This is a genomic window from Nocardiopsis algeriensis, assembly GCF_014203695.1.
In the GTDB taxonomy this organism is placed as follows: domain Bacteria; phylum Actinomycetota; class Actinomycetes; order Streptosporangiales; family Streptosporangiaceae; genus Nocardiopsis; species Nocardiopsis algeriensis.
The window spans coordinates 291400-317194 of record NZ_JACHJO010000008.1; the positions used below are offsets into that span (position 1 = coordinate 291400).

General features: G+C 69.3%; 23 protein-coding genes and 3 pseudogenes. 19 read left to right on the top strand and 7 right to left on the bottom strand.

What is annotated here, in order from left to right:
* Positions 1–29: 29 nt before the first annotated feature.
* Positions 30–1517 (top strand): NAD(P)H-hydrate dehydratase, encoded by a 1488-nt coding sequence (locus FHS13_RS14970; protein WP_184292498.1) that lies wholly within the window; start codon positions 30–32, stop codon positions 1515–1517.
* A gap of 478 nt (positions 1518–1995) precedes the next feature.
* On the top strand, positions 1996–3096 hold the full coding sequence (locus tag FHS13_RS14975) for a hypothetical protein (RefSeq protein WP_184292499.1): 1101 nt from the start codon (positions 1996–1998) through the stop codon (positions 3094–3096).
* Positions 3097–3378: 282 nt separating this feature from the next.
* Here the strand turns inward: FHS13_RS14975 and FHS13_RS14980 are convergent, their stop codons facing one another.
* Entirely contained in the window at positions 3379–3864 is a 486-nt protein-coding gene (locus FHS13_RS14980; protein ID WP_184292500.1) for an NUDIX domain-containing protein, read from the bottom strand.
* Between the two features lie 36 nt (positions 3865–3900).
* On the bottom strand, positions 3901–4569 hold the full coding sequence (locus FHS13_RS14985; protein WP_184292501.1) for a TetR family transcriptional regulator: 669 nt from the start codon (positions 4567–4569) through the stop codon (positions 3901–3903).
* A gap of 150 nt (positions 4570–4719) precedes the next feature.
* Here FHS13_RS14985 and FHS13_RS14990 point away from each other — a divergent pair, with 150 nt between their 5' ends.
* The 9 genes and pseudogenes from FHS13_RS14990 to FHS13_RS15025 all read left to right on the top strand — a co-directional run bounded on the left by FHS13_RS14990 (position 4720) and on the right by FHS13_RS15025 (position 12081).
* Positions 4720–5604 (top strand): SRPBCC family protein, encoded by an 885-nt coding sequence (locus tag FHS13_RS14990; RefSeq protein ID WP_246405321.1) that lies wholly within the window; start codon positions 4720–4722, stop codon positions 5602–5604.
* Positions 5601–6863, top strand: a complete 1263-nt coding sequence (locus FHS13_RS14995; RefSeq protein ID WP_184292502.1) for an isoprenylcysteine carboxylmethyltransferase family protein — start codon at positions 5601–5603, stop codon at positions 6861–6863. Before FHS13_RS14990 ends, FHS13_RS14995 begins: the two co-directional genes overlap by 4 nt.
* A 198-nt stretch (positions 6864–7061) precedes the next feature.
* Positions 7062–9221 carry a PrsW family intramembrane metalloprotease gene (locus tag FHS13_RS15000; RefSeq protein WP_184292503.1) on the top strand — a complete coding sequence of 720 codons (2160 nt, stop codon included), beginning with the start codon at positions 7062–7064 and terminating at the stop codon, positions 9219–9221.
* Between the two features lie 486 nt (positions 9222–9707).
* A complete protein-coding gene (locus FHS13_RS15005; RefSeq protein WP_221442947.1) occupies positions 9708–9890 on the top strand; it encodes a hypothetical protein in 183 nt (60 codons plus the stop codon).
* 155 nt (positions 9891–10045) lie between these two features.
* Complete coding sequence (locus FHS13_RS15010) at positions 10046–10474, top strand: hypothetical protein (RefSeq protein WP_184292505.1); 429 nt, start codon at positions 10046–10048, stop codon at positions 10472–10474.
* 322 nt (positions 10475–10796) lie between these two features.
* Positions 10797–10934: pseudogene (locus FHS13_RS21950) on the top strand (transposase family protein); the annotation flags it as partial.
* A gap of 85 nt (positions 10935–11019) precedes the next feature.
* Positions 11020–11322 (top strand): transposase family protein, encoded by a 303-nt coding sequence (locus FHS13_RS21955; RefSeq protein WP_425491176.1) that lies wholly within the window; start codon positions 11020–11022, stop codon positions 11320–11322.
* Positions 11310–11432: pseudogene (locus tag FHS13_RS15020) on the top strand (IS30 family transposase); the annotation flags it as partial. The gene FHS13_RS21955 and the pseudogene FHS13_RS15020, both read left to right, overlap by 13 nt.
* A gap of 130 nt (positions 11433–11562) precedes the next feature.
* Complete coding sequence (locus FHS13_RS15025; protein WP_184292506.1) at positions 11563–12081, top strand: hypothetical protein; 519 nt, start codon at positions 11563–11565, stop codon at positions 12079–12081.
* 637 nt (positions 12082–12718) lie between these two features.
* On the opposite strand, the pseudogene FHS13_RS21960 reads toward FHS13_RS15025, so the two are convergent.
* Positions 12719–12880 (bottom strand): annotated as a pseudogene (locus FHS13_RS21960) (IS66-like element ISFsp10 family transposase); the annotation flags it as partial.
* Positions 12881–13557: 677 nt separating this feature from the next.
* On the opposite strand from FHS13_RS21960, the gene FHS13_RS15035 reads away from it, so the two are divergent.
* Entirely contained in the window at positions 13558–13911 is a 354-nt protein-coding gene (locus tag FHS13_RS15035; RefSeq protein WP_184292508.1) for a hypothetical protein, read from the top strand.
* A gap of 316 nt (positions 13912–14227) precedes the next feature.
* Here FHS13_RS15035 and FHS13_RS15040 read toward each other — a convergent pair whose 3' ends face one another.
* Together FHS13_RS15040 and FHS13_RS15045 are read right to left on the bottom strand one after the other, a co-directional pair.
* Positions 14228–14683, bottom strand: coding sequence for a hypothetical protein (locus tag FHS13_RS15040; RefSeq protein WP_184292509.1), 456 nt, complete (start codon positions 14681–14683; stop codon positions 14228–14230).
* Positions 14680–15207 carry an ATP-binding protein gene (locus tag FHS13_RS15045; RefSeq protein WP_184292510.1) on the bottom strand — a complete coding sequence of 176 codons (528 nt, stop codon included), beginning with the start codon at positions 15205–15207 and terminating at the stop codon, positions 14680–14682. Before FHS13_RS15045 ends, FHS13_RS15040 begins: the two co-directional genes overlap by 4 nt.
* A 342-nt stretch (positions 15208–15549) precedes the next feature.
* Between FHS13_RS15045 and FHS13_RS15050 the strand changes: the two genes are divergently transcribed.
* From FHS13_RS15050 to FHS13_RS15060, 3 genes are all read left to right on the top strand, one after another.
* Positions 15550–16413 (top strand): helix-turn-helix domain-containing protein, encoded by an 864-nt coding sequence (locus tag FHS13_RS15050; RefSeq protein WP_184292511.1) that lies wholly within the window; start codon positions 15550–15552, stop codon positions 16411–16413.
* Positions 16410–16622, top strand: coding sequence for a DUF397 domain-containing protein (locus FHS13_RS15055; protein WP_184292512.1), 213 nt, complete (start codon positions 16410–16412; stop codon positions 16620–16622). Before FHS13_RS15050 ends, FHS13_RS15055 begins: the two co-directional genes overlap by 4 nt.
* A 182-nt stretch (positions 16623–16804) precedes the next feature.
* Complete coding sequence (locus tag FHS13_RS15060; RefSeq protein ID WP_184292513.1) at positions 16805–16999, top strand: DUF2795 domain-containing protein; 195 nt, start codon at positions 16805–16807, stop codon at positions 16997–16999.
* A gap of 162 nt (positions 17000–17161) precedes the next feature.
* Here the strand turns inward: FHS13_RS15060 and FHS13_RS15065 are convergent, their stop codons facing one another.
* Positions 17162–19495 carry a molybdopterin-dependent oxidoreductase gene (locus FHS13_RS15065; RefSeq protein ID WP_184292514.1) on the bottom strand — a complete coding sequence of 778 codons (2334 nt, stop codon included), beginning with the start codon at positions 19493–19495 and terminating at the stop codon, positions 17162–17164.
* A 101-nt stretch (positions 19496–19596) separates the two neighbouring features.
* Here FHS13_RS15065 and FHS13_RS15070 point away from each other — a divergent pair, with 101 nt between their 5' ends.
* The 3 genes from FHS13_RS15070 to FHS13_RS15080 all read left to right on the top strand — a co-directional run bounded on the left by FHS13_RS15070 (position 19597) and on the right by FHS13_RS15080 (position 22840).
* Positions 19597–20544 carry an HpcH/HpaI aldolase/citrate lyase family protein gene (locus tag FHS13_RS15070; RefSeq protein WP_184292551.1) on the top strand — a complete coding sequence of 316 codons (948 nt, stop codon included), beginning with the start codon at positions 19597–19599 and terminating at the stop codon, positions 20542–20544.
* Positions 20545–20645: 101 nt separating this feature from the next.
* A complete protein-coding gene (locus FHS13_RS15075) occupies positions 20646–21347 on the top strand; it encodes a response regulator transcription factor (RefSeq protein ID WP_184292552.1) in 702 nt (233 codons plus the stop codon).
* Positions 21344–22840: a sensor histidine kinase gene (locus tag FHS13_RS15080; protein ID WP_184292515.1), complete on the top strand. Its 1497-nt coding sequence runs from the start codon at positions 21344–21346 to the stop codon at positions 22838–22840. Before FHS13_RS15075 ends, FHS13_RS15080 begins: the two co-directional genes overlap by 4 nt.
* Positions 22841–22998: 158 nt before the next feature.
* Here FHS13_RS15080 and FHS13_RS15085 read toward each other — a convergent pair whose 3' ends face one another.
* Entirely contained in the window at positions 22999–24621 is a 1623-nt protein-coding gene (locus FHS13_RS15085; RefSeq protein ID WP_184292516.1) for a S1C family serine protease, read from the bottom strand.
* 228 nt (positions 24622–24849) lie between these two features.
* Between FHS13_RS15085 and FHS13_RS15090 the strand changes: the two genes are divergently transcribed.
* Entirely contained in the window at positions 24850–25455 is a 606-nt protein-coding gene (locus tag FHS13_RS15090; protein WP_184292517.1) for a response regulator transcription factor, read from the top strand.
* Positions 25456–25795 lie beyond the last annotated feature (340 nt).

Sequence of the window (25795 nt, forward strand, 5' to 3'; positions counted from 1 at the left end):
GAGCCGTCGCCGTCACGGGAGGTTCACCGGTGCGATCCGCGCATACCGTCAGCGTCGTCCGCGAGGCCGAGGCCGCGCTTCTGGCCCGCCTGCCGGAGGGGGCGCTCATGCGCCGGGCCGCGTTCGGCCTGGCCGTCGAGTGCGCCCGCCTGCTGCCCCGGGTGTACGGGGCCCGGATCGTGCTCCTGGTCGGCGGCGGGGACAACGGGGGCGACGCCCTCCACGCGGGGGCGTTCCTCGCCGCGCGGGGCGCGTCCGTGTTCGCGGTCCTGGCCGGACGGAGCGTCCACCAGGGCGGTGTGGAGGCGCTGCGGGCGGCCGGGGGGAAGGCGTACGCGTTCTCCGGCGACGGGTCGGTGCTGTTCGACGCCGACCTGATCGTCGACGGGCTGGTCGGGATCGGTGGCCGGGGCAGGTTGCGCGAGCCGCACGCCACCCTGGCCGTGCTCGCCGCGAATGCGCCCGCGCCTGTCGTCGCGGTCGACCTGCCCAGCGGTGTGGACGCCGACACCGGAGAGGTGGCGGGGCACGCCGTCCGCGCCGACCTCACGGTCACCTTCGGTACCCACAAACCGGGGCTGTTCGTGGACCCGGGCGCCGAACGGGCGGGCCGGGTCGTGTTCGTGGACATCGGTCTGGGGCCCGAGCTCCCGGCTCCGGCCCTCGTCCGTCCACAGGCTGTGGACATCGCCGCGCTCCTTCCCCGCCCGGGGGCCGAGAGCGACAAGTACCGCCGCGGCGTCCTGGCGGTTCGCGCAGGCTCCGACCGCTACCGCGGTGCCGCCGTCCTCACCGTGGGGGGAGCCCTGCGCACGGGGGTCGGCATGGTCCGCTACGAGGGAGGGGAGAGGGCCGTCGACCAGGTCCTGGCGCGCTGGCCGGAGACCGTGGCCTCCGTCCTGGAGCCGCTCCACAGCACCAACCTGGGGCCCGGCCGGGTGTCGGCCGTGGCCATCGGACCGGGACGGGGCACCCACCGCGCCAACGCCGACGAACTGGGCGCCGTCCTGGAGAGCGAGGTTTCCGTCCTGGCCGACGCCGACGCGATCACCCTGCTCAGCGGGGAGGACGGGCGAGACCTCGCCGATCTGGTCCGTGAGCGCGAGGCACCCACCCTGCTCACCCCGCACGCGGGTGAGCTTGCCCGCCTGCTGGGCGCCGACCGGGCCGACGTCGAGGCGCGGCGGCTCGAACACGCCGTTCGGGCCGCCGACGACCTCGGCTGCACGGTCCTGCTCAAGGGGTCCACCACGGTCATCGCCTCCCCCGGCGCCCCGGTGGTCGCCAACCCGACAGGGACGTCCCTGCTGGCCACCGCGGGCACGGGCGACGTCCTCTCGGGGGCGGCGGGAGCTCTGCTGGCGGGCGGCCTGTCGGCGGCGAACGCGGCGATGTGCGCCGCCTACCTGCACGGCCGCGCGGCGGTACTGGCCCGGGGCGGAGCCCCGATCAGCGCCTCCGACCTGCTGGAGGGCCTGCCCCTGGCGATCCGGGAGGTGGGGGAGGCGGTGGCCTGACCGCACCGCGTCCACGGACGTGGCCGGGCCGCGTGCCTCGAGGCGCGGAGAGCCCGGGCGGGCGCAGCGGTGCTCCGTGCGGGGACCCGCGTGCTTTCGCCGACCGCGTGCGACCGGTCCTTTCCCCGGTCGGCCGGCAGCGGTGTGGGATGATGCGCATTCCCCCATGGAGTTCCGATCAGGTGGGAGTATCCCCATGCTCCGCTCATGTCCTCCGCGTTCCGGCAGCCGTACGTGACTCGCGCGGGGAAGAAGCGCCACCGTCCGTACCGGATCCCCGAGTGGTAGCGAAAGAAGCTCGCAGAGCGGGGACACCCGGCAATTTCCGTCCGGCAGCAGGAAGGGGACGCCCCACCGCTTCGCCGCGGTCAAGGATGTGTGCCTCCTCGTTCTTCTGGTTGTCCTGTTCGGGGGCAGGCAGGGGCGGGGATTGCCTTCACCGTGCAGAGCAGCGCACCGCACCTTTGAGGGAGGACGGTTGACGAGTGGAGCCGGGCCGGAGCCGGACCAGGCGTTCGTGGACTTCCTGAGGAAGGTCCACAGCGAGCACCGGTGGGAGAAAGAGCGCAAACCACTGCGGTGGTGGGCCTTCTCCCTGATGGTGCTGCTCTGCCTTCCGCCGGTCCTTTTGCTGGGCCTCTGCCTTGCCTTCGGCGTGGAGACCGTGCTGAAGGCAGTGCTGTTCGCGCAGGACGGTCGACAGGCCGAGGCCGCTGTGCTCTGGGTACGCAACGGCAGGCCCATGGTGGAGTTCGTGGCCCATGACGGGCAGTCCTTGGTCGCATGGGCGGAGGGTCGCCATCGGCACGATCCCGCTCATACGGTCGACGTGCTCTACCTGTCGGGGGCTCCGGGGGCGGCCGTCGTGGCAGGGCACCGGTGGAACTTCTGGCCATTGCTTCCCGTGGCACTCGCTCCCGTGCTGACATGGTGGTGGGCCTGCCACCACAGGGCGGGGTTCCGGGCAGGATGGTTCGTGCGGCGGGCCCGGGTACACGTCCAGGGCCTGCCGGGACGGCCTCGGCCGGTGGCTCCCCTCCTCGTGTTCGCCGTGTTCGCCGGGACGTCGGCTGTGGCGGTTCTTGGCGGCAGCGTCTTGGCGCTCACCCTGCTCAGCCCGGCCGAGGTGCTCGAGAAACAGCTCTCCTTCCTGCTCATCCCCGTACCCGTGCTCCTGGCAGCCGCACTGCTCGCCCTGGTCCGTGCCGCCTACCGGTATGCCGAGGACCACCCGGTGCGGCGCCTTCCGCGCCCCTTCCCACTGCTGCCGAAACGGAGCATCCGTTTTCTGGCGGCCCTGGTCGCAGCCGTGGTCCTGGTGTCGGTGCCCGTTTTCTGGAGGGAGCCGCTGAGCGATCCCGTGGCGGGGACCGCGGAGCTGCTGGAGACCCGGTTCAGCGGGGGCAGCCACAGAAACTGGGCCTATCTGGACATCGGCTACGAGGTCGACGGCTTGTACTTCGAGGACACCGTCGAGGTGTCCAGGAGCACGGCGGAGGAACTGGGTGTGCGGGGCACGGTGCCGGTGGTGTGGGAGGCGTCCGATCCGGTGGACGTGCGGTTGAGGGAGGACGGTTGACGAGTGGAGCCGGGCCGGAACCCGACCAGGCGTTCACCGACTTCACACGGCGGTTCGAGGAGGAGCGCGGACGGCTGCTGCGGCATCCCCAGGGCCTGCCGCGCACCCCGTCCGGTGTTCGCCCCGGTCGTGCTCCTCGGCAGGTGCGCCGGAGGGCCGCTCGTGCTGCTCGCCCAGGAGGGCGCGCTGCGGTCCGCCCTGAGCGGGAGAAGCCGACACCGGGCCGTGGCGTGAGGGAGCGGGGCGCCGGCACCACGGCTGTGTCCTGCCGGCAGGGCGGGTTCAGAGCTTCCGGGCGGCCTCCAGGCCGAGGCGGACGATGTCGGTGATGAAGTAGTCGCCCGGGTCGCGGGCGTCGCGGAGCTTCGGGAGGAGGGGCTCGTCCACCCACATGAACTCGGTGTGCTTGTCCTTCTCCAGCTGCGGTGCCGAGAGGTCGCCCTCCACCCGGACCAGGTAGTCGACCTCGCGGCGGGTCACGCCGTCACCCGGGTCCCAGTCGACGCGGTACAACTCCGACAGAACCTCGGTCAGCCGCCAGCCCGTCTCCTCGGCCACCTCGCGGGCCAGTCCCTCCAGCATGGTCTCGCCCTCCTCGACGTGCCCGCCGACGATGTCCCAGCAGTGCGGGAACACCTTCCGGTGCGGTGACCGGCGCTGGGCGAAGATCCGCCCGTCGGGCGCGGCGATCACCGCGCCGGCCACGTAGGTCCGCCCGTCGGAGGTGTCGGGGAAGCCGATCCCCGGCGCCACCTGGATACCGTCCACAGTTCCTGCCCCCTGTCGTCGTCGGTCGCCGCCAGCCTACGGCCGGAGGTCGGCCTCCGGCTCCCCGCCGGCCGCGTCGCGACCCCGGCGCGGCAGCCGCAGGGTGAGCAGCTTGGCGCGCGGTGCCACCTTTCCGGCCAGGTCGAACACCGCCTCGGTGCGCGAGCGGTCCTCGTCGAGCACCGAGAACAGGTTGACGCCCAGGTAGAACGTGATGGCCCCGTAGGCGACCTCCCTGGCGGGCAGCAGGCGGCCGAGGGGGGATCCGCCCACGACGCGGGTCCACTCCTGTTCGATGAGCGCGATCCACGGCTCGGCCCGGGTGCGGATCTCCTCGCGCAGCTCCGGCTTGGTGACCGCCGCCGCCACCAGTTCGGAGAACTCCGCGATGTAGCCGCGTTCCAGGTCGGTGCGGTAGATGTGCGTCGCCGCCTCCACCAGCTCCTCCAGTGTGCGGGCCCGCGCGGTGAGCGCCCGGTACATCTCCAGGCGTTCGGCGCTGGAGCGGTCCAGTGCGGCCAGCAGCAGCTGGTCGACCCCGCCGAAGTGGTAGAAGACCAGCGCCGAGTTGGCCTCCGCGCGCGCCGCGATGGCGCGTGCCGACGCCCCCGCGTAGCCCTCCTCGCGCATCACCTCGCGGGCGGCAGCCAGGAGCCGCTCCTTGGTCTCCTCGCTCGTGCGCCGTCCGCCCCCGCCTCGCGCCATGGGACGCCCCCTTCCAGATTCGTTCATCATACGTTTTAATCGAGTGATTAAATCGACTGGTTCAATCAAGTGGTGAAGGAGCCCCCTGTGTCCGAGGAGTCCCCGCTCAAGGAACCCGTCCGCTGGTGGCTGGCCGGAATCGTGCTGGGAATGTTCGCGCTGCTCACCGTGCTGCGCATCACCAGCTGGGGCGGCCTCGACCAGACCGCCCTCTTCTACCTGGGCCTGCCCGCCGTCGTCGCCCTGCTCGTGGTGTTCACCTTCCGGCCCCGCAGCGCGGTCGGTGTCTCCATGGCCGTGCTCACCCTCTTCCTCGCCATGTCCGGAGCCCTGCTCGGCGAGGGGCTCGTGTGCCTGGTGATCGCGGCCCCGCTGCTGTACGCCGTGGTCGCCCTCGTCGCCATGGTCGCGGAGCGCATCATGGACTCCGGAAAGAACTCCCGCCACGCCTTCCTCGCCGTTCCGCTCCTCATGGCGCTCGGCATGGAGGGCATTGCCGGAACCACGATCCTGCCCAGGGCCGGCGCGGGAACGGACTCCGTCCTCGTCGACGCCGCGCCTTCCCGGGTCGCCGCCGCCCTGGCCGCCCCGCCCGCCTACGACGAGCCCGCGGCCCTGTTCCTGCGCGCCGTCCCCTTCCCGCAGCCCGTGGCCGCCGAGGGCGGGGGACTCGGCGTCGGCGACACCCGCACCGTCACCTTCACCCCGCGCACCACGCTCCGCCCGGGCGACGAACCGACCCCGCGCACCATGGTGCTGGAGATCGCCGAGAGCGAGGTGGACACCGACGGCGGCCGGGTGGTCTTCGACGTCGTGGAGGACACCGCCTTCGCCCGCTGGATGGACATGCACCAAGCCGAGGCCTCCTGGACCGCCGAGGACGGCGGCACCCGGCTGACATGGACGATCGACTACGACCGCACCTTCGAACCCTCCTGGTACTTCGGGCCGGTCCAGGCCTACGCCACCGATCTGGCCGCCGGATACCTCGGTGACACCTTCGCGGCAGGAGCCGAGGCGGAGGTCCGCAGGTGAACCCCGAGCTGTCCGCGCTGGCGGTGCGCGGCACCGCCCTGCTCGTCCCTGTCCTGCTCCTGGCCGGGCTGTGCCTCTGGCGGGCTCCCCGCCCGCACGAGACCGCGGCGATGATCGTCTCCGGAGCCTGGGCCCTGCTCGCCCTCGTCCCCCTCAACCTCCTCGCCCTCCGTGTGGGCTGGTGGTCCTTCCACGCCGAGGGCGCCGTCTGGCTCGGCATCCCCGTCGACCTGCTGCTGGCGTGGGCGCTCCTGTGGGGATCACTGCCCGCACTGCTGCTGCGCCACCTGCCGCTGCCCCTGCTCAGCGCCCTGGTCGTGTGGGCGGACCTCGCCTTCATGCCGCTGGCCGAACCCGTCGTGGTGCTGGGCGGCACCTGGATCACCGGCGAACTCGCCGGTGCCGCGGTCGGCCTGGTCCCGGCCCTGCTGCTGGCGCACTGGACACGGCACGACCAGTGCGTGCACGCGCGGATGTGGGCGCAGGCGTTCCTGGCGTTCGGACTGATGGTCGTCCTGCCCGCCCTGGCGGTCGGCGCGGCCCCGGCCACCTCCGGCACCGCCTTCACCGCCTTCCAGGTCCTGGCGGCGGCCTGCCTTCCCGGGCTGGCCGCCGCTCGCGAGTTCGCCGCGGTGGGCGGCGGCACCCCGCTGCCCTACGACCCGCCGAAGCGGCTGGTGACCAGCGGCCCCTACGCCTACCTGCGCAACCCCATGCAGACCGCGATCGTGGCCGTCTACCTCGTCCTGCCCGTGATCACGGGCGACCCCCGCCTGCTCCTCGGTGCGGTGGTCGCCCTCGCCTACGGCGCCGGGTTCGCCGAGTGGCACGAGGGCGGCCAACTGCGGAAGGCCTTCGGCCGGGACTGGACGGAGTACCGGGCCGAGGTGCGACCGTGGCTGCCCCGGTGGCGCCCCTGGCCCGGGCGCACGACCGGAATCCTGTACGTGAACGCCGACTGCGACATGTGCCGCGGCCTGGGCAGGTGGATCGCCGCCCGGTCGCCGGTGGCTCTGGAGATCCGCCCGGCATCCCGGCATCCGGAGGTCCTGTACCGCCTCACCTACGAGATGCCCGGCGGGCACCGGTGGAGCGGGGTGTCGGCGCTGGCCCGCGCGCTGGACCACCTCCACCTCGGCTGGGCCCTCGCCGGCTGGGCACTCGACCTGCCGCTGCTGCGCCACTTCGCGCAGCTGTGCGCCGACGCCTTCGGCGCGGGCCCCCGACCCTCCCGCGCCCCCGAGGCCGCAGGCGCCTGACCGGGGAGGACGGGGCCGCCGGCGCCGGCGATCCCGTACCTGCGGCCGCCTCCTGCGGTCGGCCGGGCCACAGGCACAGGATCGCCGGCTCTGGGCGCCCGTGCCCCTCCCCGTTATGCTCGGTCAGGACCAGGACGACCGGCATTCGGGCGATACCTGCCTCCGTGTCCCACCTCCGCCCCCCGTACGAGGTCACCGATGGAAGAACAGGCCATGCTCGCGCGGGACCTCGTCCTGCGGGTCTGCGCCGGAGCGACCGAGTTCGACCCCCACTGGATCCGGGTCGACGGCAAGGTCACCACGCCGTTCCTCGTGCCGCGCGACCGCAACCTCGTCCGCGCGATCGTCGACGCGGGCCGTGCCATGGGCGTCGACCGGCTCCTGGTGTGCCGCACCCGACCCGAGTTCTCCTACGCCCCCGTCACCGAGGTCCCCCTCGACACCGACACCCTCATCGACCTCATCCGCGGCTGGGGCCCCACCCCCACCGACTTCCTCGTCTGTGTCGAGGACTTCTCCGCCGCCGTCCTGGTCACCGCCCAGGACCTCACCGTGGCCGCCGGACCCGCCGACTTCGTGCGCGCACTCGTCGGAGCCGACATCCCGCAGGTCCGCACCCACTTCGGCAACCGGGCCCGGATCGAGGGCGACCCCGAGCTGGCCCGCGCCGCCCGGCTCTACCGCTGCGCCGACACCCCGGCCCGGGGCGGGCCCGGCCCCGACGCGCACGAACTCCTCTCCCGGCGGGCCGACGCCCTGCGCCGCAGCCGTGCCGCCCCCGCGCTGCGCGCCCTGCGCGGCGCCTGGGGCTGGCTGATGGTCGGCGTCCTGCTCACCGCCCCGTTGGCCCTCCCCGCCCTGGACGGCGCGGTCGTCCCGGCCCTCGTGACCGCCTTCCTGCTGCTGTTCCAGCTGGCCCTGCTCGCGCGCTCGCGCACCGTGTCCTTCGCGGGGCTGCTGCGTACGGCGGCGCTCGGCGCCCTGTTGCTGTGGCCCGCGGCCCTCGCCGAGTCCGCACTGGTCGGACTGCTGGGTGCCGACCCGTACGGCGTCGTGCCCTACACCTACGTCGCGGTCACGGTGGAGGAGCTGGTCAAGCTCCTGCCGCTGCTGCTCTTCGCCCTCCTGGCCTTCCGCCGGGCGCGGCGCACGGCCGCCGTCGACCTCCTGTTGCTGGCGGCGGCCTCGGGTGCCGGCTTCCAGCTCGCCGAGCACATCGCCACGGCCGTGAGCGTGGGCGCCTCCCCGCTGGGCGGCGACCTGTTCCTGCCCGGCGGGACCGTCGTCGGGGACCCGTCGGGAGGGGTGGCCGCGGTCTTCTCGGGCCATGCCGTCACCACCGGCCTGGTCGGCGCTGCCCTCGGCCTGGCCGTGGTCGGACGCGGAACCTGGCTGTGGCTGCTGCCGCCGCTGGCCTTCACCCTGGCGTTCCTGGAACACCTGAACCTCAACGCACTGCTGGCAGGGGCGGCTCTGCACCCCGTCTCCGGGGCCGTGCTCACCCTGCTGGGCGGCGGCACGCTCACACCGTTCCTGCTCGTCGTCCTGCTGGTGTGCGCGGTCGCCACCGACCACCGGCTGATCGCCACCGCGGCGGAGAGCGTCCCGCCGCTGCCCGGGCAACCGCCGCTGGCCCGGCTGCGCCGCCGGGCACGCGGCCGCTCCGTGGCCCTGCGGGTGCGCATTCCGTCCGACATCGCACCGCTCTTCCGCCGCGCCGCCCTGGCCTGGGCGGACCTGCCGGTCGTCCTGACCACGACGCTGTCGGCGATCGTCCACGAGTTCACCGTCTGCCTCGTCGCGGCCCGGCGCGGGCCGGGTGCGCTGTGCGACACCTGGCGTTTCCTGCGCCTGCGCCGCGCGAACGCCATGGGGGAGGCCCGCTCCGCCGGTCGCCCCTGGCGCCGCCACCCCTCCCAGGAGGAACTCACCCGCACCGCCCGCGACCTCGCCGTCCGGCTGGGCCTCGCCGCCACGGGCGGAGTCACAGGTGCGATGGCCGCCATGACGGGGCTGCGGATGCTGGCCGCCGTGGTGACCGTTCCCGCGCCTCCGGCGCCGGCCGCCGAACCCGCCTACGCCTACCTGGCGGCCGACCGCGTCCAGAGCTGGCTGTCGTCCCTCGGCACCGCCGACCTGGTGTGGGCGGCTCTGGCCGCAGCCGCCGTTCTCACCCTTCTCGTCGCGGGCAACGGCGTTCCCCGAGCGCACCCGCGCATGCGCGAGTTCCTGCGTTCCCCGGCCGCCAACACGGGCGCCGTCCTGGGCATGCTCGCCCCCGGTCAGGTCGGCTACGCCCTCTTGGGCGTGCTCGGCCTGACCCTGCCGCGCAGAGTGGACACGCTCCTGGTGCGCTGAGGCCTGTCGCATGAGGGGCCGCCTGGGGGTGCGGGATCCCCGGAGGGTGCTTCGGCTCGCTGAGACCTGACGGTCGATTCCATGTCCGAAATGAGGTTCAGAGTCCTCCCGCAGCACGAAGGGCATCCCGATGCGCCAAGGTTTTCATGGTGGGATCCGGTGTTTAGGACGGGGTAAAAATAAGGTCATCACACGGACGAAACACCGTGCTCATGCCTGTGGCCGGATGCGGCCACAGGCGCTGTTGTTTCAGGCCATGTGAGCATCACGCGGTACTGAGTGCCTGACTGGAGAACTTTTATCCCTTTCGGGGCTTGTGTTGCGCTATATGAGGTCGCTAGCTTCCTGACCGTCTGAAGCCAAGTGCGACACAGTCCCACGCGGAGTCGTGTTCCTCCTGGCCGCCGCTGAAATAGACGGGCATCCCCCACCATGCGTCGTTCCCTGACCCGCACGACGGCAGCTGCCACGGCCGCCACCCTGGCTGTGTCGCTGCTGACCGTCACTCCTACGATGGCGGACGAAGAAGATCCTTCCTCGGCCGGCGACAGTACCTCGGAGACCGAAGAGCTCGACGCTCTCGCTTTGGCGGAGCAGGCCGGAGAGCCAGTGGAGACCACCTCGCTCACCGACGAGAAGACCCGCCACTATCTCGGCGTCTGCCGATAGTGCCATTGGCGCCCTGGATTCAACTGGCGCAAACATATCCATTGGCGGCGTGGTATTTGATGAAGTCTGGTCCCCCCAGAGAAAAAATTAGGAAATAGTGTCCTATGGGAAATTTGTTGCCCACTAGTCTTTTTCGCTGGATTGGCGTAAGGCGAGTGGTTCCTGTAATGCTTGGGTTTGTTTTTCCTGGGGTCCGAAAGTTTTTCTCAGAAGTGGAGGAAGCCAGGGTTCAGGGGAGGGAGGGTCATGATACGGACTTGGAGGAGGCTCGTAGCCTGTGCCTCTTGGAGGGGGCCTTTGCCTTAAGCTATGTAATAATTATCAACCTGCCTGGAATGGCCTTGTACTATGTACTGTTCGAAGTTTTTGGCATGGCGGGAGGGGGAGTTTATTCTGACTTGTTGGTGCTTGTCGGGTTGGCTCTTCTTGCGACGGTGGCGGTTGAACTTTTGGATGCTGCAAAAATATCCCTCCCGTCATTCGCCTTCGGGGGGTCGTATGTTCCGAGGTTAATTGGTCCGACTTCCTATTTGCTGATATTTGTATTTTCTTTTTTGGTAATGTGTTGGATCTTTTTTGCCTAATTTATCGATGGGGCATGCTTGTCGGGTTCCTTGGAGTTGGGGAAATTGCTGCGTTGTTGGCCTTGCTTGTGTTTTGCGGGAGGTAACTTACGCGTCGGTGCGTGATATCGTGTGAGGCTTTGCTAGAGGGCCGTGGCATTCTTCTGGCCGTGGTGATCAAACTCAACCGTGCGGTTCTGGCCCACCCCTGGCTCACCGGCATCTCCCGACACCATCTGGCCGCGCTCGTCGAAGATCTGGCCCACCCCTGGGAGATAGCGGTTGAAGACCACCGGGGTCAGGTCCGAGGTAACGGGCCGCCGGGGCCTGCGCCCGGTACCGGTTGGTCTTTTTCGACCGTGTGGTGGCCACCCTGATCCATCTGCGCCATGACTTGCCGCACGCCGTCCTGGAACTGCTGTTCGGGGTCGACCGTTCCACCATGGCCCGTGCCATCGGCCAGATCCGGGCCCTGTTGGCCGAGCGCGGATGCGCGGCCTCGAACCGTTCTGGGGGTGCACCTGCGCACCCTGGAGAGCGTGTTCGCCTACGCCCGGGCCGAAGGGGTGGAACTGCGGCTGGACGCCACCGAGGTGCAGGTGCGCAGGCTTCGGGCGGGTCGGGGCGGTCGGTGGGCGTCCGTTTCGGGAAAGAAGAAGCAGGACACGATGAAGGCCACCGTCGTGGCCGATCACTGCGGGCGCACGTTGTGGACCGAAGCGATGCGGTCGGGGAGGATGCATGATGTCACTGCGGCCCGCACTGCGGGTATCGACTCCTGCTTCAGGCATTTCCCGAGGTGGAGGTGCTGCTCGATGGCGGGTTCCTTGGTCTGCGACGCGACCACCCGCAGCATCAGCCCTACCTGACCGCGATCGCCGAGGAACTGAACAACCGGCCTCGTGCTTGTCTGGGGTTTCGCACCCCGCAGGAGGTATTCCAGAAGCAGCTAATCGACGGTGTTGATTCCACGAATTGACAACGTCAAGCACTGAACCCTGCCAGCGAAATCGGGGTTTCTGGGGGCTCTGATCGTTGGTATAATTTCTCACCAATAAAGTGTGATCGGAGTGGCAAGCGAGACTTCGGCATGACTGTGGGTAGTTGCCTTGGAAAAAGATTACGCAGTTGAATTTCCCTGGACGCTGAAAAACGTCGGCTATCATAGATTCGTTGAATTTTTTCTGGGTCTTGTTATAAAGAAAAACAGAACAATCTTCTTCATGAGGGCCGAGCTGGAGAGGATAGTCCACTCTGAGGAGGGGGACTACATTGATGCGGTATGGCTCTCCATGATTCGCATGCCCTTGTCCTTTACTTGCGGCTTGTGTGGCCTCATTTTGCTTGGTTTCGCCTCTGGTCTGGCGCGGCCTCTATCTGACTCCCTTTCGGTCTTTTTTGCCGGATTTGCTGTAGTCTACGCGATTTTGAAGGCGCAGCAGTTTGTTGTGGCGGTGGCTGAATTTTCCTGGGTGTCTGTAAATGTTGCCTATATGGGCGCCCACCCCGACGAGGAGAAATTTTCCGACTTCTACCGAAAAATTTCCCCTATTGCTCTTTTTGTTTCTCTCGTGTTTGTATTTTTTCTCTATCAAGAAGGCGTCCTTTTTTCAATGGCTGGAGTTTAATTCTTTAACTAGGGTTGGCGTGGCTTCGTATCATGTCGGAAATAGCCCTGACAGTAGGAGTGCTAGCGGCTATATAGGCGCGGAGGCTCTTGGTGTTTTCACTGGTTCTTTTGGTGAGGTGCATCTGTTTACTAACTTTGGCAAGGCTGTAAGGGCTAGGTCTTTTACATCGGGCAGGTGATCCACCTGCCCAGGGGCAGGATCAGTGGCACCGGTGAGCGAGTAAGGGTTGGATGGAACAGTCTTTTCCCAGGGGCTTGAAATAAATTTTGGAGAGCTGTGCTTCTGATTTTTGTTACTCTTTCTTTAGTTGCCTTGGTTTGGTCGATTTTTTTGGAGTCGAAGGCCATTGAGAAATGTCGGGGGAACTTCCGTGGAAAAATGAAAGCATCCTGGTATGTGCGCTCGCTGCTAAGGGTGTCAATTCTTCCTTACTCATTTTTTAGGTGGTGGCTGAGCGTTCTATCTGTGGTGCTTGTTTATGGTGTATCGTTCTCTTTGGTTGGAGGTGTTTCGGCTTGGGCTCCAGGTTTATCAATCATGTCCTGTGTAGCCTTGGTGTCTCTCCCTAGTTTTTCTCTGGATGATGTCGAGAAGGAGAGACATCTCGTTTGGGAAGATCCTTCAGGATAACTATTCATGTGGTTGAGGGAATCCAGGCATTCCTGGCGAACAGTTCGGTGAGCTTGTCCAGCACCGTCAGTCCCTGATTCCTGAGCGTGGAGACGGACGAGCGGATCCGACAGAAGTACTCAGTCCCGGCCAGGATGCGCCACCCGCCCGAGACCTTCGCCTGAAGCTTTTTGCCAGTGTCAACGGAGATTACGGTGTCGGCCAAAAAATTTCGTAGCGTTTCGATGGTAACCCTCTTCGTCTGCGTCTCCCTGCTGCCTATTTTTGGCGGCTTGGTCATGTCTACGGGAGGGTGGGAGATGAATTCTACGGCTGATCTATTCTTTGGAAGAATTGCCTGCGCTCTTGTATTTTTCTTTATGTGGCTAATTGGAATTCATTCCAGGGTCGAGTTGCGTGAGAATGCGGTTGTCCTGGTCAATATGGTTTTTCGCAGCGAAATCCCTTTTTCTGCTGTTTCGGGTTTCGGGGATAAGGGAAGTGGGTTTTTGTTGACGCTGGGAGCCATGGGAAGTTCTCATCTATCCATTTTTCTGAGTCCCTGCTCGGTGAAGTATTTGGGTACCGAATGCACGGGAAAGTCCTAAAAGAGGCTTATCTCAGGCTTGCTGACTTCAGGAGAAGTGGCTCTGGCGTTTTTTCAGGGGAGGTTAAGACTCGGTTCAGCTTCCCTGTAGTGCCTCTTGTTTTGATTGTTTTGATTTTTCAACTTCCCGCACTTTTCTTCTTTCTGTCGAACGGGATTTATTGAAGTGATCTCAAATGATTGGAAGTGGTGAGTCTTGCCTGCGGTGGTTCCCGGTGTGGCTTGGGGGATGCGGTGAGTTGCCTGAAGGTGGTCAAATGCCGTATCTGATTATATTTTTAATGCTCAGCTTTCTTTTTCTTTGCCTCTCTGTTTTCATGGAAGGGCGGGCTATTTCGAAGGCTGGGGGCGACATGAGTTCAGGAGGATTCTCTGAGAGAGTCCTCTTGATCCTTGGGTTCATTCGACTGCCCTATTCCTTCCCTAGGTGGTGGCTTTCTATATCCCTTGTGGTGGGAGTTCCAGCTTTGTTGCGCTATTTTTGGGATGAAGCGTTTCTTTGGATTCCTTGGATTGTAATTTCTGCTGGGGTTTTTCTGGTATCGGCTCCAAGTTTTTCCGCTTCTGATATTGAAGAGAAAAGGGCAAATGTCCGTCTCGGGGAAAAATGATTTTGGGTGGTCCCGTCGTGGTGTGGCGTAGCACTTGCTATCTGGCGGCTGGCGCCTCCATTGCACATATCACTGATGCACCACAGGCTGCGTAGCAGCAAGTTTCGGGAACGCTCGCCAAGGTTCTATCGCTCTTCGCTCATCCCAGCGGACGCTTGACGGGGTGCGGACGCTGGTCGCCGCTCTGTCTTATCGGGGATTGGTTTGGTATCGAGCCGGCCCAGCCGAGTACGTCGGCCAGGTCGGCGAGTGTATTTTTTGGGAAGCAGTACAGGAGGCGGCCACGCCGGTGAAGGGGTGGCCGCCTCCTGGTGCGTCAATACAGGGCTGTGACCAGATGTTGGGCGACGGCCCCGACTCCGACTGCAAGGGTGTAGGCGGTGAGCAGGCGGCCCCAGCGGGTCGACGGCTTGCGGTGGCTGTGTGGGCGGCGGCGTGGCAGCGGCGGCTTGGGTCGGACCGGCTGCTCAGGAGCCGGTGGCGGTGGTCCGTCGTCGGGGGCCGGGCGTGGGCGCGGTGCTCGGGTCGATTGCAGTGACGGTGCGGAGCGAACGGGTTGCCCCTGCTCGGCGAGGCGTTCGGCCTGGATGTGCATCCACAGCGGAAGTTCACCCTGCCGCAGGCGGCGTTCGACGCGGGGGTTGCCGCGCATCTGGGCGAGGAGGCGCTGTTCGCGCGAGAGCGGCGCGGCGGGACGGGAGAAGCGGCGGCCGCGGGGTGCGGCCAGGACGGCGCGCACCCCCGCATCGACCGCGGTACCGGTCGTTTTCACCGCGCGGCCTCCGGAGCCGGAGCGGGGACAGCGGTCCCGGCGAGGGCGAACTCGGCCCACACCGCGTGTCCGGGCCGGTCGCCGAGAGGGTGATCCGGTGCAGGGCGGGTGCCCCAGGCCAGGGAGAGATGCTCGATGAGCAGCAGCCCGCGCCCCGACTCGGACGGTATCTCCTCCTCCTGGGCGGTGGGGATGTGCGGGCGTGTGGGAGAGCCTCCGTCGACCAGGGTCAGGCGGACCGTGGGCGCGGTGGGCTGGGACAGGAGGCGGACGACCCGGCCGCCCGGGTTGCCGGAGCGGGTGTGGGCGCAGGCGTTGGCGAACATCTCGGCGATGCACAGCACCGCGTCGTCGCGCACCTCGGGGGAGAGGCCCAGGAGGCGGGTCAGGTCGGCGGCGAGATCCGCGCGCACCCAGGCGGCCTGGGAGGGAACGCCCTCGTAGACGCGGTCGGGCCAGCGCCGCCCGGCGAAGGGCGGGGTCGGGGTGTGGAAGGGAAAGCCGGGGCGCGGCACAATGGTCATGACGCACTTCTCCTCATGGCTAGGGAGTTCCGTGTTGTCGCTGGGCTCTGGAGGCGCCGCAATCGCCCCCAGAGCCCGTTCTCGTACGGCCACCCTCGTTGACCGGTGACCTCTGGCAGTGGCCACGCTCCGCAGCTTTTCTGCGCGACCCGGGAGATCCGCATGGGTCACAGCCGATTGCATACGTATCCCCGGATTCAGTCGCTCCGTGACGTGAGCACTGCCTCTGCCTCTATAGTGAGGCACGCACTAAGGAAATCCAAGTGTTGGAAAATAAGTTGGTTGGTATATCCGAAATGAGAAGTTTGCAGGTCACGGGATAATGAGGCGACGGTCCACTACATGAGCGAGGAGACAGCCGTGGCCCAGGGTTCCCCTGTCCGGCGTCGCTATCTGGTCAGCCAGCTCAAGCGCCTGCGCGCAGATGCCGGGATGCCCCAAGGGGAGGTCTCGAAGCGCATGGGCTGGGAGTCCGGCAAGATCATCCGCATCGAGACGGGCAAGTTCATCCGCCTGAACTCGGCGGATGTGGCGGAACTGTGCCGTCTGTACGGCTCGACCGACGAGCTGCGCGAAGAGCTGGTGGAGATCGCCAAGGCGTCCAGGACGCAGAAGCCCTGGTGGTTCCAGTACAGGGACGTCGGCATCGGCGCCTTCTACGGCTTGGAGCACGAGGCCGGGAAGATCCAGCAGTACACGGTCGGCCTGGTTCCTGGTCTGCTGCAGCACCCCGACTACGTCCGCGCCATGATGGACCGGGGGTACGTCTCGGACGAGGAAGAGCGGACCCGGCGTGTGGAGGCACGCCTCCAGCGGCACGCCAATGTTCTGGAGCGTGAGATCCCGCCGAGGATCTGGATGATCCTGGACGAGTCGTGCCTGCGGTGCGTCATCGGCGGTTCCGAGGTCATGGCCACGCAACTCGCGCACCTGCTGGATCTCTCCGACCGGCCCTCGGTCAACGTCCAGGTGCTCCCGGCGTCTGCCGGCATGTCGCGGACTTACGGCTTCTCGCTGCTGACCTTCGAGGAGAGCGACCGCGCCCTGTTCGTGGACGTGCCACCGAACGGGCTCTTCTTCGAGGACCGGGAAGACCTTTTGGAGCACGAGATAGCGTTTGACCAACTGCAGGCGTCTGCGCTCTCCACCTCGGAGACACGCACCCTCCTCAAGACCCTGGTCGCCGACTACAAGAGGTCGTCATGACTCCGCACAGAACCACCATCGCCACCTTCGTTCCGATCCGGCCCTGGCACAAGGCCACCTACACCAACGACCGTGGCGAGTGTGTGGAGGTCTCCGAGGGGCCGGTCACCGGTGTCCGCGACACCAAGCACCGCGGCCTCGGTGCCCTCTTCTTCGGCGCCGACGAATGGCAGGCCTTCCTGGACTGCGCCAAGGCCGACCGGCTCTGAAGTGCGGTGATCTTGTACTTGTGGCGAGGTTCGGCCGACGAGACCGGCTCCAAGGACAAGGTCACCACCGGGCACGGCCACCCGGTCCACCCGGTCCGCCCTTTGCCCTCTGCTGGGCTTGCGCGCCCCCGCTCCGGGTAGTCGGCCGGGAGCAAGCCACCGGACCGGAACAGGAGACCGCCATGGCCGCTCCCAACCCCATCGAACTGCAGAAGGCCCTCAAGGGCGCCGACTACCCCGCCGGCCGCGACGACCTGGTGTCGCTGGCCAAGGACAACGGCGCGGACGACGCCCTGGTCGAGCAGATCGCGAACGCGGGCCCGGAGCGCTTCGACGGTCCGGACGACGTGCAGAAGGCCGTGTTCGGCAAGGGCTGACCCCGGCCGGTCCCGCTGCGCGTCCGCCGAACCACGGGCTCCGTACTTGCGGCGGGGTCGAACCCTGCCGCAAGTACAAGATCACCGCGTGTTCGGTCATGCACGTTCGGCCGCCCGCCTTGGGCCGCCCGCCTTCGGCCGCCCGCCTTCAGCCGCCGGGCCTCAGGCCTCCACCGGTGCCACGCCTCGCGGCGGCTCGTAGGCGCGTACCGGCGGGACCGGTCCCTCGAACGGCTCCACGCGCACCCGCACCAGCTGCCCCGTGCAGCCCTGCCCCAGCGACGAGGTCCCCTCGTCCACCGCCAGAGCGTTCGGGTTGCCGTGCACGCACGTGGCCGCCTCCTGCTCCGACGGGTCGAACCACGCCCCCGTCGACAGCTGCACCACGCCCGGGCGCAGGGCGTCGCTCACCACCAGCCCCGCCAGGCACGACCCCGACGGCCCGGTCACGCGCACCACGTCGCCCTCCGCGACCCCGCAGGCCTCGGCGTCGCGCGGGTGCATCCGCAGCGGCGACCGCCCCCGGACCTTCTGCGCCCTGCTGTGGGCGCCCATCTCCTGCTGGCTGTGCATGCTTCCGCGCGGCTGGTTGGCCACCAGCACCAGCGGCAGCTCCGGCTCCTCCTCCAGCACCGGCCCCGGCAGCCACACCGGATGCCCCGGGCAGTCCTCGTACCCGAACGACGCGATCGTCTCCGAGAACAGCTCGATCCGCCCGCTCGGCGTCCGCAGCGCCTTGCCCTCCGGGTCGGCGCGGAACTCGCCCAGCAGCGCCTCGTCCTCCACACGCCCCGGCATCTCCAGCCGGCCGCGCTCCCAGAACTCGTCGAAGTCGGGCACCTCCAGCCCGCGCCGCGCCGCCATGGCCCGCCAGCGCCCGTAGGCCAGACGCATCCACTCCCCGCTGGTGCGCCCCTCGGTGAACTCCTCGCGCACGCCCAGCCGCTCGGCCAGGTCCGCGTAGGTGTCGTACTCGTCGCGCGCCTGCCCGTGCGGCTCCACCGCCTTGCGCATCGCACGCAGCACCAGGTCGCCCTGGCTGCCCGTGACGTCGTCGCGCTCCAGCACCGTCGTGGCCGGGAGGACGATGTCGGCGTGCCGGGCCGTCGCCGTCCAGTGCGTCTCGTGCACCACCACGGTCTCCGGCCGCCCGAACGCCTCCGACAGCCGCGCCAGGTCCTGGTGGTGGTGGAACGGGTTGCCGCCCGCCCAGTACACGAGCCGGATGTCCGGATAGCGCCGGTCCTCGCCGTCGTAGCGGTAGCTCCCGCCCGGGTGCAGCAGCATGTCGGACACCTTGGCCACCGGGATGTAGGAGTCCACCGGGTTGTTGCCCTGCGGCATGCGCGGCAGTCCCAGCGGGGTGGCGCCGCCGCCGTAGTTGCCCATCGACCCGTAACCCGACGCGAACCCGCCGCCCGGCAGGCCCACCTGACCCAGGCAGCACGCCAGCGCCAGCCCCGCCCACAGCGGCTGCTCGCCGTACCGGGCGCGCTGCACCGACCAGCCCACGTTGACCAGCGTGCGGCAGCGGGCCATCCGCCGGGCCAGGGCCCGCAGCTCGCCGGCCGCCACGCCGCTGATCGACTCCGCCCACTCGGGGGTGCGCTCCACCCCTCCGGGGCGGCCCTGCTCGTCGCGCTCGCCCAGCACGTAGGCGCGCAGCCGGTCCGCACCCACCGTGTACCGGTCCAGGAAGTCCGTGTCGGCCAGCCCCTCGGTGAACAGCACGTGCATCAGGGCCAGCATCACCGCCGTGTCGGTGCCCGGGGCCAGGGACAGCCATGCGGCCTTCACCCCGTCCGGGACGTCGTCGCGCAGCGGCGAGAGGGACACGAACTCCACGCCCGCCTCCGACGCCGCCCGCATCTGCGGTCCCGCCGTCTGCGCGCTCCGGCCGCCCGCGGCGATCCAGGTGTTGGACACCCGCAGCCCGCCGAAGGTCACCAGCAGCTCGGTGTGCTCGCGGATCTGCGTCCAGGCCGGCGCCCGGTGCAGCAGCCGGTTGGTCCCCGGCATGCCGATCAGGTGCGGCATCAGCACCTCCAGCGCCCCGTGGCTGTAGGTGGTGCGCGAGGCCGTGTAGCCGCCGATCGTGTTCAGGAAGCGGTGCAGCTGGCTCTGCGCGTGGTGGATCCGCCCCGCGCTGCCCCACCCGTAGGAGCCGCCGTAGATCGCCGCGTTCCCGTACCCCCGGCGCACCCGGTCCAGCTCGCCCGCCAGCAGGTCCAGCGCGCGCGGCCACTCCACCTCGACGTACTCGTCACCGGGCGCGCCGCGCATCGGGTCCGGACCCGGGCCGTTCTCCAGCCACCGCCGCCGCACCGCCGGGCGCGCCACCCTCGACGCGTGGTGCTGGGCGCCGGGGGTGTTGCCGATCAGCGGGGAGGGAGCCGGGTCGTCCGGATCGGGCCGCGCCCCCACCACGCGGCCGTCCTCGACGACCACGCTGTAGCTGCCCCAGTGGGCACTTGTGGGGTACGAGGCTGTGGACATGCGCTGCTTCCTCCTGGTATTCGCGGGGTTGCCTTCCACTGTATGTACCGCACGGTGCCATGATGGGCGGCGCACGAACGGTCGAGCGGAGGCGGATGGTCATGGGCGCACTCAGGTCGCGGCGGTCGGTACTCGCGGTCCCCGCGTCCAACCCCCGGTTCGTCGAGAAGGCGCGGGGCCTGGACACCGACGCCTTCTTCCTCGACCTGGAGGACGCCGTCGCCCCCTCGGAGAAGGAGGCCGCGCGCGCCAACGCCGTCGAGGCGCTGAACGCCGGCGGCTGGGGGGACCGGGTCAGGTCCGTGCGGGTCAACGACACCACCACCCGGTGGGCCTACCGCGACGTGGTCGCCGTGGTCGAGGGCGCCGGTGCCTGTCTCGACACGATCGTCCTGCCCAAGGTCACCGCCCCGCGCGACGTCCAGTGGCTCGACATCCTCCTCACCCAGATCGAGCGCGCGACGGACCTGCCCGTGGGCCGCATCGGCATCGAGGCCCAGATCGAGGACGCCCGCGGCCTGGTGGAGGTCGACGCCATCGCCGCCTCCTCGCCCCGCCTGGAGACGCTCGTCTACGGGCCCGCCGACTTCATGGCCTCGCTCAACATGAAGAGCCTCACCGTCGGCGAGCAGCCGCCCGGCTACGACACCGGCGACGCCTACCACCACGTCCTCATGCGCATCCTCACGGCCGCCCGGGCCTTCGGGCTCCAGGCGATCGACGGCCCCTACCTGCAGATCCGCGACACCGAGGCCTTCCGGCGCTCCGCCGCGCGCACCGCCGCCCTGGGCTACGACGGCAAGTGGGTGCTGCACCCCCTCCAGGTGGAGGGCGCCAACGAGGCCTACGCCCCGACCCAGGAGGACTACGACCGGGCCGAGCTCATCCTCGACGCCTACGCCCGCGCCACCGAGGTCGACCGGCGCGGCGCCGTCATGCTCGGCGAGGAGATGCTCGACGAGGCCTCCCGCAAGATGGCCCTGGTCGTCGCGGGCAAGGGCCGCGCCGCCGGGCTCACGCGCACGACGTCCTTCGAACCGGGCGCCTGAACACCCGGCGCTCCCCGCCTCCGGCCGGTCCGCCCCGACTCTGACGGACACCCCACCTGCCTCTTACCGCTCTCTCACCCCGGTAGGAGAGCATGGGCGCCATGGACGCCACCATCGCCACCGTGCTGGTCGCCGACGACGACCGGGCCATCAGGCAGTCACTCGAACGCGCACTCCAACTGGAGGGCTACGAGGTCAGGACCGCGGCCGACGGTGTACAGGCGCTGGCCGCCGTCCACGCCGACCCCGTGGACCTGCTCATCCTCGACGTGATGATGCCCGGTGTCGACGGCCTCGGGGTGGCCCGCGTCCTGCGTGCCGAGAACGACCGCACCCCCATCCTCATGCTCACCGCCCGGGTCGAGACGCCGGACCGCGTCGCCGGGCTCGACGCGGGCGCCGACGACTACCTCGCCAAGCCCTTCGAGCTGGAGGAGCTCCTGGCCCGCCTGCGCGCCCTGCTGCGCCGGGCCGCGCCCCTGCCCGAGGGGCCGGCCGAGGAGGGGCCGCTGCGGGTCGGACGCCTCACCCTGGACCCGCGCGCCCGCCGGGTCTGGCGCGGCGAGGAGGAGATCGACCTGTCCAAGACCGAGTTCGACCTGCTCGAACTCCTGGTGCGCAACGCCGGGATCGTCCTGGACCACTCCACCATCTACGACCGGATCTGGGGATACGACTTCGGCCCCGAGTCCAAGAACCTCGCCGTCTACATCAGCTACCTGCGCCGCAAGCTCGAGGACGGCGGCCCGCCGCTCATCCAGACCGTGCGCGGCGTCGGCTACACGATCCGCCCGCAGGGATGAGCCGCGTGTCCCCGGACCCGGAACGGCCGCGGCAGCGCACCGTGCTGCTCCACCCGCGCGACTGGCGCCTGGGAACCCGCTTCGCGGTGCTGTTCGCCCTCGTCGTCGGGGTCACCATCGCCCTCGTCGGAACACTCGCCTACACCACTGCCGCCGCACTCATCCGCGCCGACACCGAGGAGGAGTTCGACCGCACGGTCACCGGACTCTCCGACCAGCTCGTCGCCCTCCACGAGGAACAGGGCGGGGGATCGGTCCGCAGCGGGACCGTCCTGGCCGGCGACGGCATCCAGGTGCACTACCTCGACCCGATCGGCAGGCGGACGGTCCCCGTCAGCGACCCCTCCAGGGTCGTCCTCTTCTCGCCGAGCGAGAAGGACGTCGAGGTGGCGACCTCCGCCGAACCCGGCCTGGTCGAGGCGCGCCTGCAGGAGATCGAGGGCCAGGAGTACCGCCTGGCGACGGTGTCCCTCGGCGACGGCGCCGGGGCCTTCCAGGTGCTGCAGCAGCTGTCACCGACCGAGCGGATGCTCGACCGGCTCGCCACCCAGATCCTGTGGGTGGGCGTGCTCGTGGCCCTGTGCGCGGCCTCCGTCGGCTGGCTCGTCGGCCACCACACCACCGGCCGCCTGTCCCGGCTCACCGACGCGGCCGAGTACGTCAGCTCCACGGGCCGGCTCGACCCGGTCACCGCAGAGCGCGGCGGACCGGGGATCGGAGAGGCCGGAGAGGACATCGGACACGACGAGGTGGGCCGGCTGACCAGCGCGTTCAACGCCATGCTGGCCCGCCTGGCCCGGTCCAAGGAGGAGCAGCGGCGCCTGGTCCAGGACGCCGCGCACGAGCTGCGCACCCCGCTGACCAGCCTCTACACCAACGTGCAGGTGCTGGGGAAGGGGGACCGGCTCACCCCGCAGGCGCGCGAGAGCCTCATCGAGGACCTGCGCGGTGAGACTCGCGAGCTCACCGGGCTGGTCAACGAACTCGTGGGCCTGGCCACCGGCGACCACGAGGACGAGTCCCCGAGCGCCGTCCGCCTGGGCGAGATCGCCGAGAAGGTGGCCGCCCGCACCCGGCGCCGCACCGGCCGCGAGATCGTGGTCGACGCCGACGACAGCACCGTGTGGGGCCGTCCGGGAGCCCTGGAGCGCGCCATCGCCAACCCGGTGGAGAACTCCGCCAAGTTCGACCCCGAGGGCACCGCGCCGATCGAGATCCGCGTGCGCCGCGGCACGGTCGAGGTCCTGGACCGGGGGCCGGGTATCGACCCCGCCGAGCTCGACCGGGTCTTCCAGCGCTTCTACCGGGCCACGGCCGCCCGCGGCATGCCGGGCTCGGGCCTGGGCCTGTCCATGGTCCAGGAGATCGCCCGCGCCCACGGCGGCCGGGTGCTGGCCCGCGCCCGCGAGGGCGGCGGAGCGGTGATCGGCTTCCAGCTGCCCGAGTTCGACCCGGCGGGACCGCCGCCCGAGGACGCGCCGGGACCGCACTGAGCCGGCCCGGCCCGCCTCCCCCCGCGGCGGCCTCGGTCAGCAGCGCCCCGTCGGGGACACAGAGGGGGACACGGAGAGGGGCGGGACCGTCCCCCGGCGGTCCCGCCCCTCTCCGCGTCCCCGAGGCCTTGAACGCCCCGGGAGTCTCCGTCAACGGCCTAGTTGCCGCCCTCCTCCTCCACGGAGGCGGAGCTCTGCTCCCCGAGTGTCACGGTCACCTGCTCCTCCGAGCCGCTGCCGCCGCGCAGGACGCCGAGGGTCACCTCGTCGCCGGGGCGGCGCGACCGGATCTCGGCGATCAGCTGGTCGGGCGAGGTCACCGGGCTGCTGTCGATCGACACGATCACGTCGCCCGCCTCCAGGCCGGCCTCCGCAGCGGCGCCGCCCGCACCGACCTCGACGATCACCGTGCCGCCCGTGCGGTCGGCGGCGATGGTGGCCTCGATCGCCGGGTAGCTGGCGCTGCCGTCCTCGATCAGCTGCTCGGCGATGGGCCGGGCCTGGTTGATCGGGATGGCGAAGCCCAGACCCACCGAACCGCTGTCCTCGGAGATTCCCGCGATCGCGGTGTTGATCCCGATCACCTCGCCGGACATGTTCACCAGCGGGCCGCCCGAGTTGCCGGGGTTGATCGCCGCGTCGGTCTGGATCGCGTTGATCACCGTCGAGGTCTGGCCGCCCCCGCTCTCGGTCGCGCCCGTGTTCACGGGGCGGTCCAGGGCGCTGACGATGCCCGAGGTCACGGTTCCGGACAGGCCCAGGGGCGAGCCGATCGCGACCACGTCGGCGCCCACCCCGACCTGGTCGGAGTCGCCCAGGGTCGCGGCCTGCAGGCCGTGGCGGTCCTGGGCCTGGATCACCGCGACGTCGGAGACGGGGTCGGAGCCCACGACCTCCGCCGTGGCGGTCGATCCGTCGTTGAACATCACCTGGAGCGGACCGGTGTCGCCGGTGTTCACTACGTGCGCGTTGGTGAGGATCTGCCCGTCCGAGGAGATGATGACGCCGCTGCCGCCGCCGCTGGCGGTCTGGATCGAGACCACGCTCGGCAGGACCGTGTCGGCGACCTCGCCGACCTCGCCCTCGGTGGGAGTGCCGGTCTGCTCACCCGAGAGCGAGCTCACCGGGCCACCGAGACCGTCGGGGAACAGGTAGGCGGTGCCCAGCGCGGTCGCGGGCCCCACGACGAGGCTGGTGATCAGTGCGGTCGCGGCCGCGATCCCGATGATCCGGCCCGATCCGCGTTTCTTCCCCGACGGCCCGCCGGGGCCGGACGGCGCACCGTGGGGCGGCATGCCGCCGTAGGGCGGTTGGCCGCCGGGACCCGGGGGAGCATAGGGGTTGTGGTGGCCGGGACCGCCCGCCTGACCGGGGCCCTGGGGCCCGTGCGACCCGCCGTAGGGGGGCACGAAGCCGCCCCCCGCGTAGGGGCCGGCCGGGTGGACGGCGGACGCGCCGTGCGGCCCGGAAGGGTTGGCGTACGGGACCTGCGCCCCTGTCCCGGGGCCGACGCCGAAGGCGACGCGCTGAGCCTCGACAGGGCCGGTGGCCCACCGCGGCGGCTGGTCGTGCGGGGCGAACCGCGGCCCGGTGCCCTGGTCCTGCGCCGGGTCGCCCGGCGCCTCGGGAGCCTCGCTGCGGGGCTCCTGCGTCCCGGTGTCCGCGGAGGTGTGCCCCGGAGTGCCCTCCGGGTCGACGGACTCGGCGGGGTCGGCGCCGGGGCCTCCGTTGCCGGTCACCTCACCGGGTTCCGTACCTGCACTGGGGTCGTTGGGGTTCAACTGGTCCTCCGACTGGCGGGACGATGTCCTGATCGTTGTGCTCCATCATGCTGTGCATGGGTTAGAACAGGGTGAGAGCCCGATATGCCGGGGTTTCGAGTTCGTTACCCGGAGCACGGCAAGGGACAGGTACGACGTCCCTTGTACTGGCCTTGTCTGTAGGAAAGTGCCTGATCTCCGGGACGGTAAACGAAACCGGGCCGAACCGGTGCGGACAAGGGGTGGGGCTTGATCAAGATCGTGCTTGCCGACGACGAGCACCTGGTGCGCGGAGCGCTCGCCGCCCTCCTCGGCCTGGAGGAGGACCTGGAGGTCGTCGCCGAGGTCGGCCGGGGAGACCAGGTCGTCGACGCCGTCCTCGCCGGAGGCGCCGACATCGCCGTCCTCGACATCGAGATGCCGGGCGCCACCGGCCTGGAAGCCGCCGCCCGGGTCCGGGACGCCGCTCCCGACTGCGGGGTCGTCATCCTCACCAGCTTCGGCCGCCCCGGCTACCTGCGCCGCGCCCTCACCGCCGGGGCCCGCGGCTTCCTCGCCAAGGACGCCCCCGTGGACCAGCTCGCCGGCGCGATCCGCCGCGTCCACGGCGGCGGCCGCTACATCGACACCGACCTGGCCGCGGCCGCGATGGTCGGCGGCGAGAGCCCCCTCACGGAGAGGGAGACCGAGGTGCTGCGCGCCGCCGCCGACGGCGCCACGGTCGCCCGCATCGCCTCCGCCCTCCACCTCACCGAGGGCACCGTCCGCAACTACCTGTCGAACGCCATCGGCAAGACCGGCGCCGACAACCGCCTCTCCGCCATCCGCACGGCCCAGGACATGGGCTGGCTGTGACTGTGTTTGCTTTGGGGCCTCCGCTTCGCTTTGGCCCGCCCGTCGCCCGCCACCACCCTCAACGGACGGCCTTCGGCCGCAGCCCCCTTGTTCGGGCGCCTTTGGGGCGGGGTTCTTCGTCGCTGCGCTCACATCCTCGTACCTCGGATGTTCACTCCACTCCTGCAGAACCCCGCCGGCGCCCTCCCCTGCCCCTTCGGGGCCTCCGCTTCGCTTCGGCCCCTGCTCGGGCGCCTTCAGGGCGCGGTTCTTCGTCGCTGCGCTCACATCCTCGTACCTCGGATGTTCACTCCACTCCTGCAGAACCCCGCCGGCGCCCTCCCCTGCCCCTTCGGGGCCT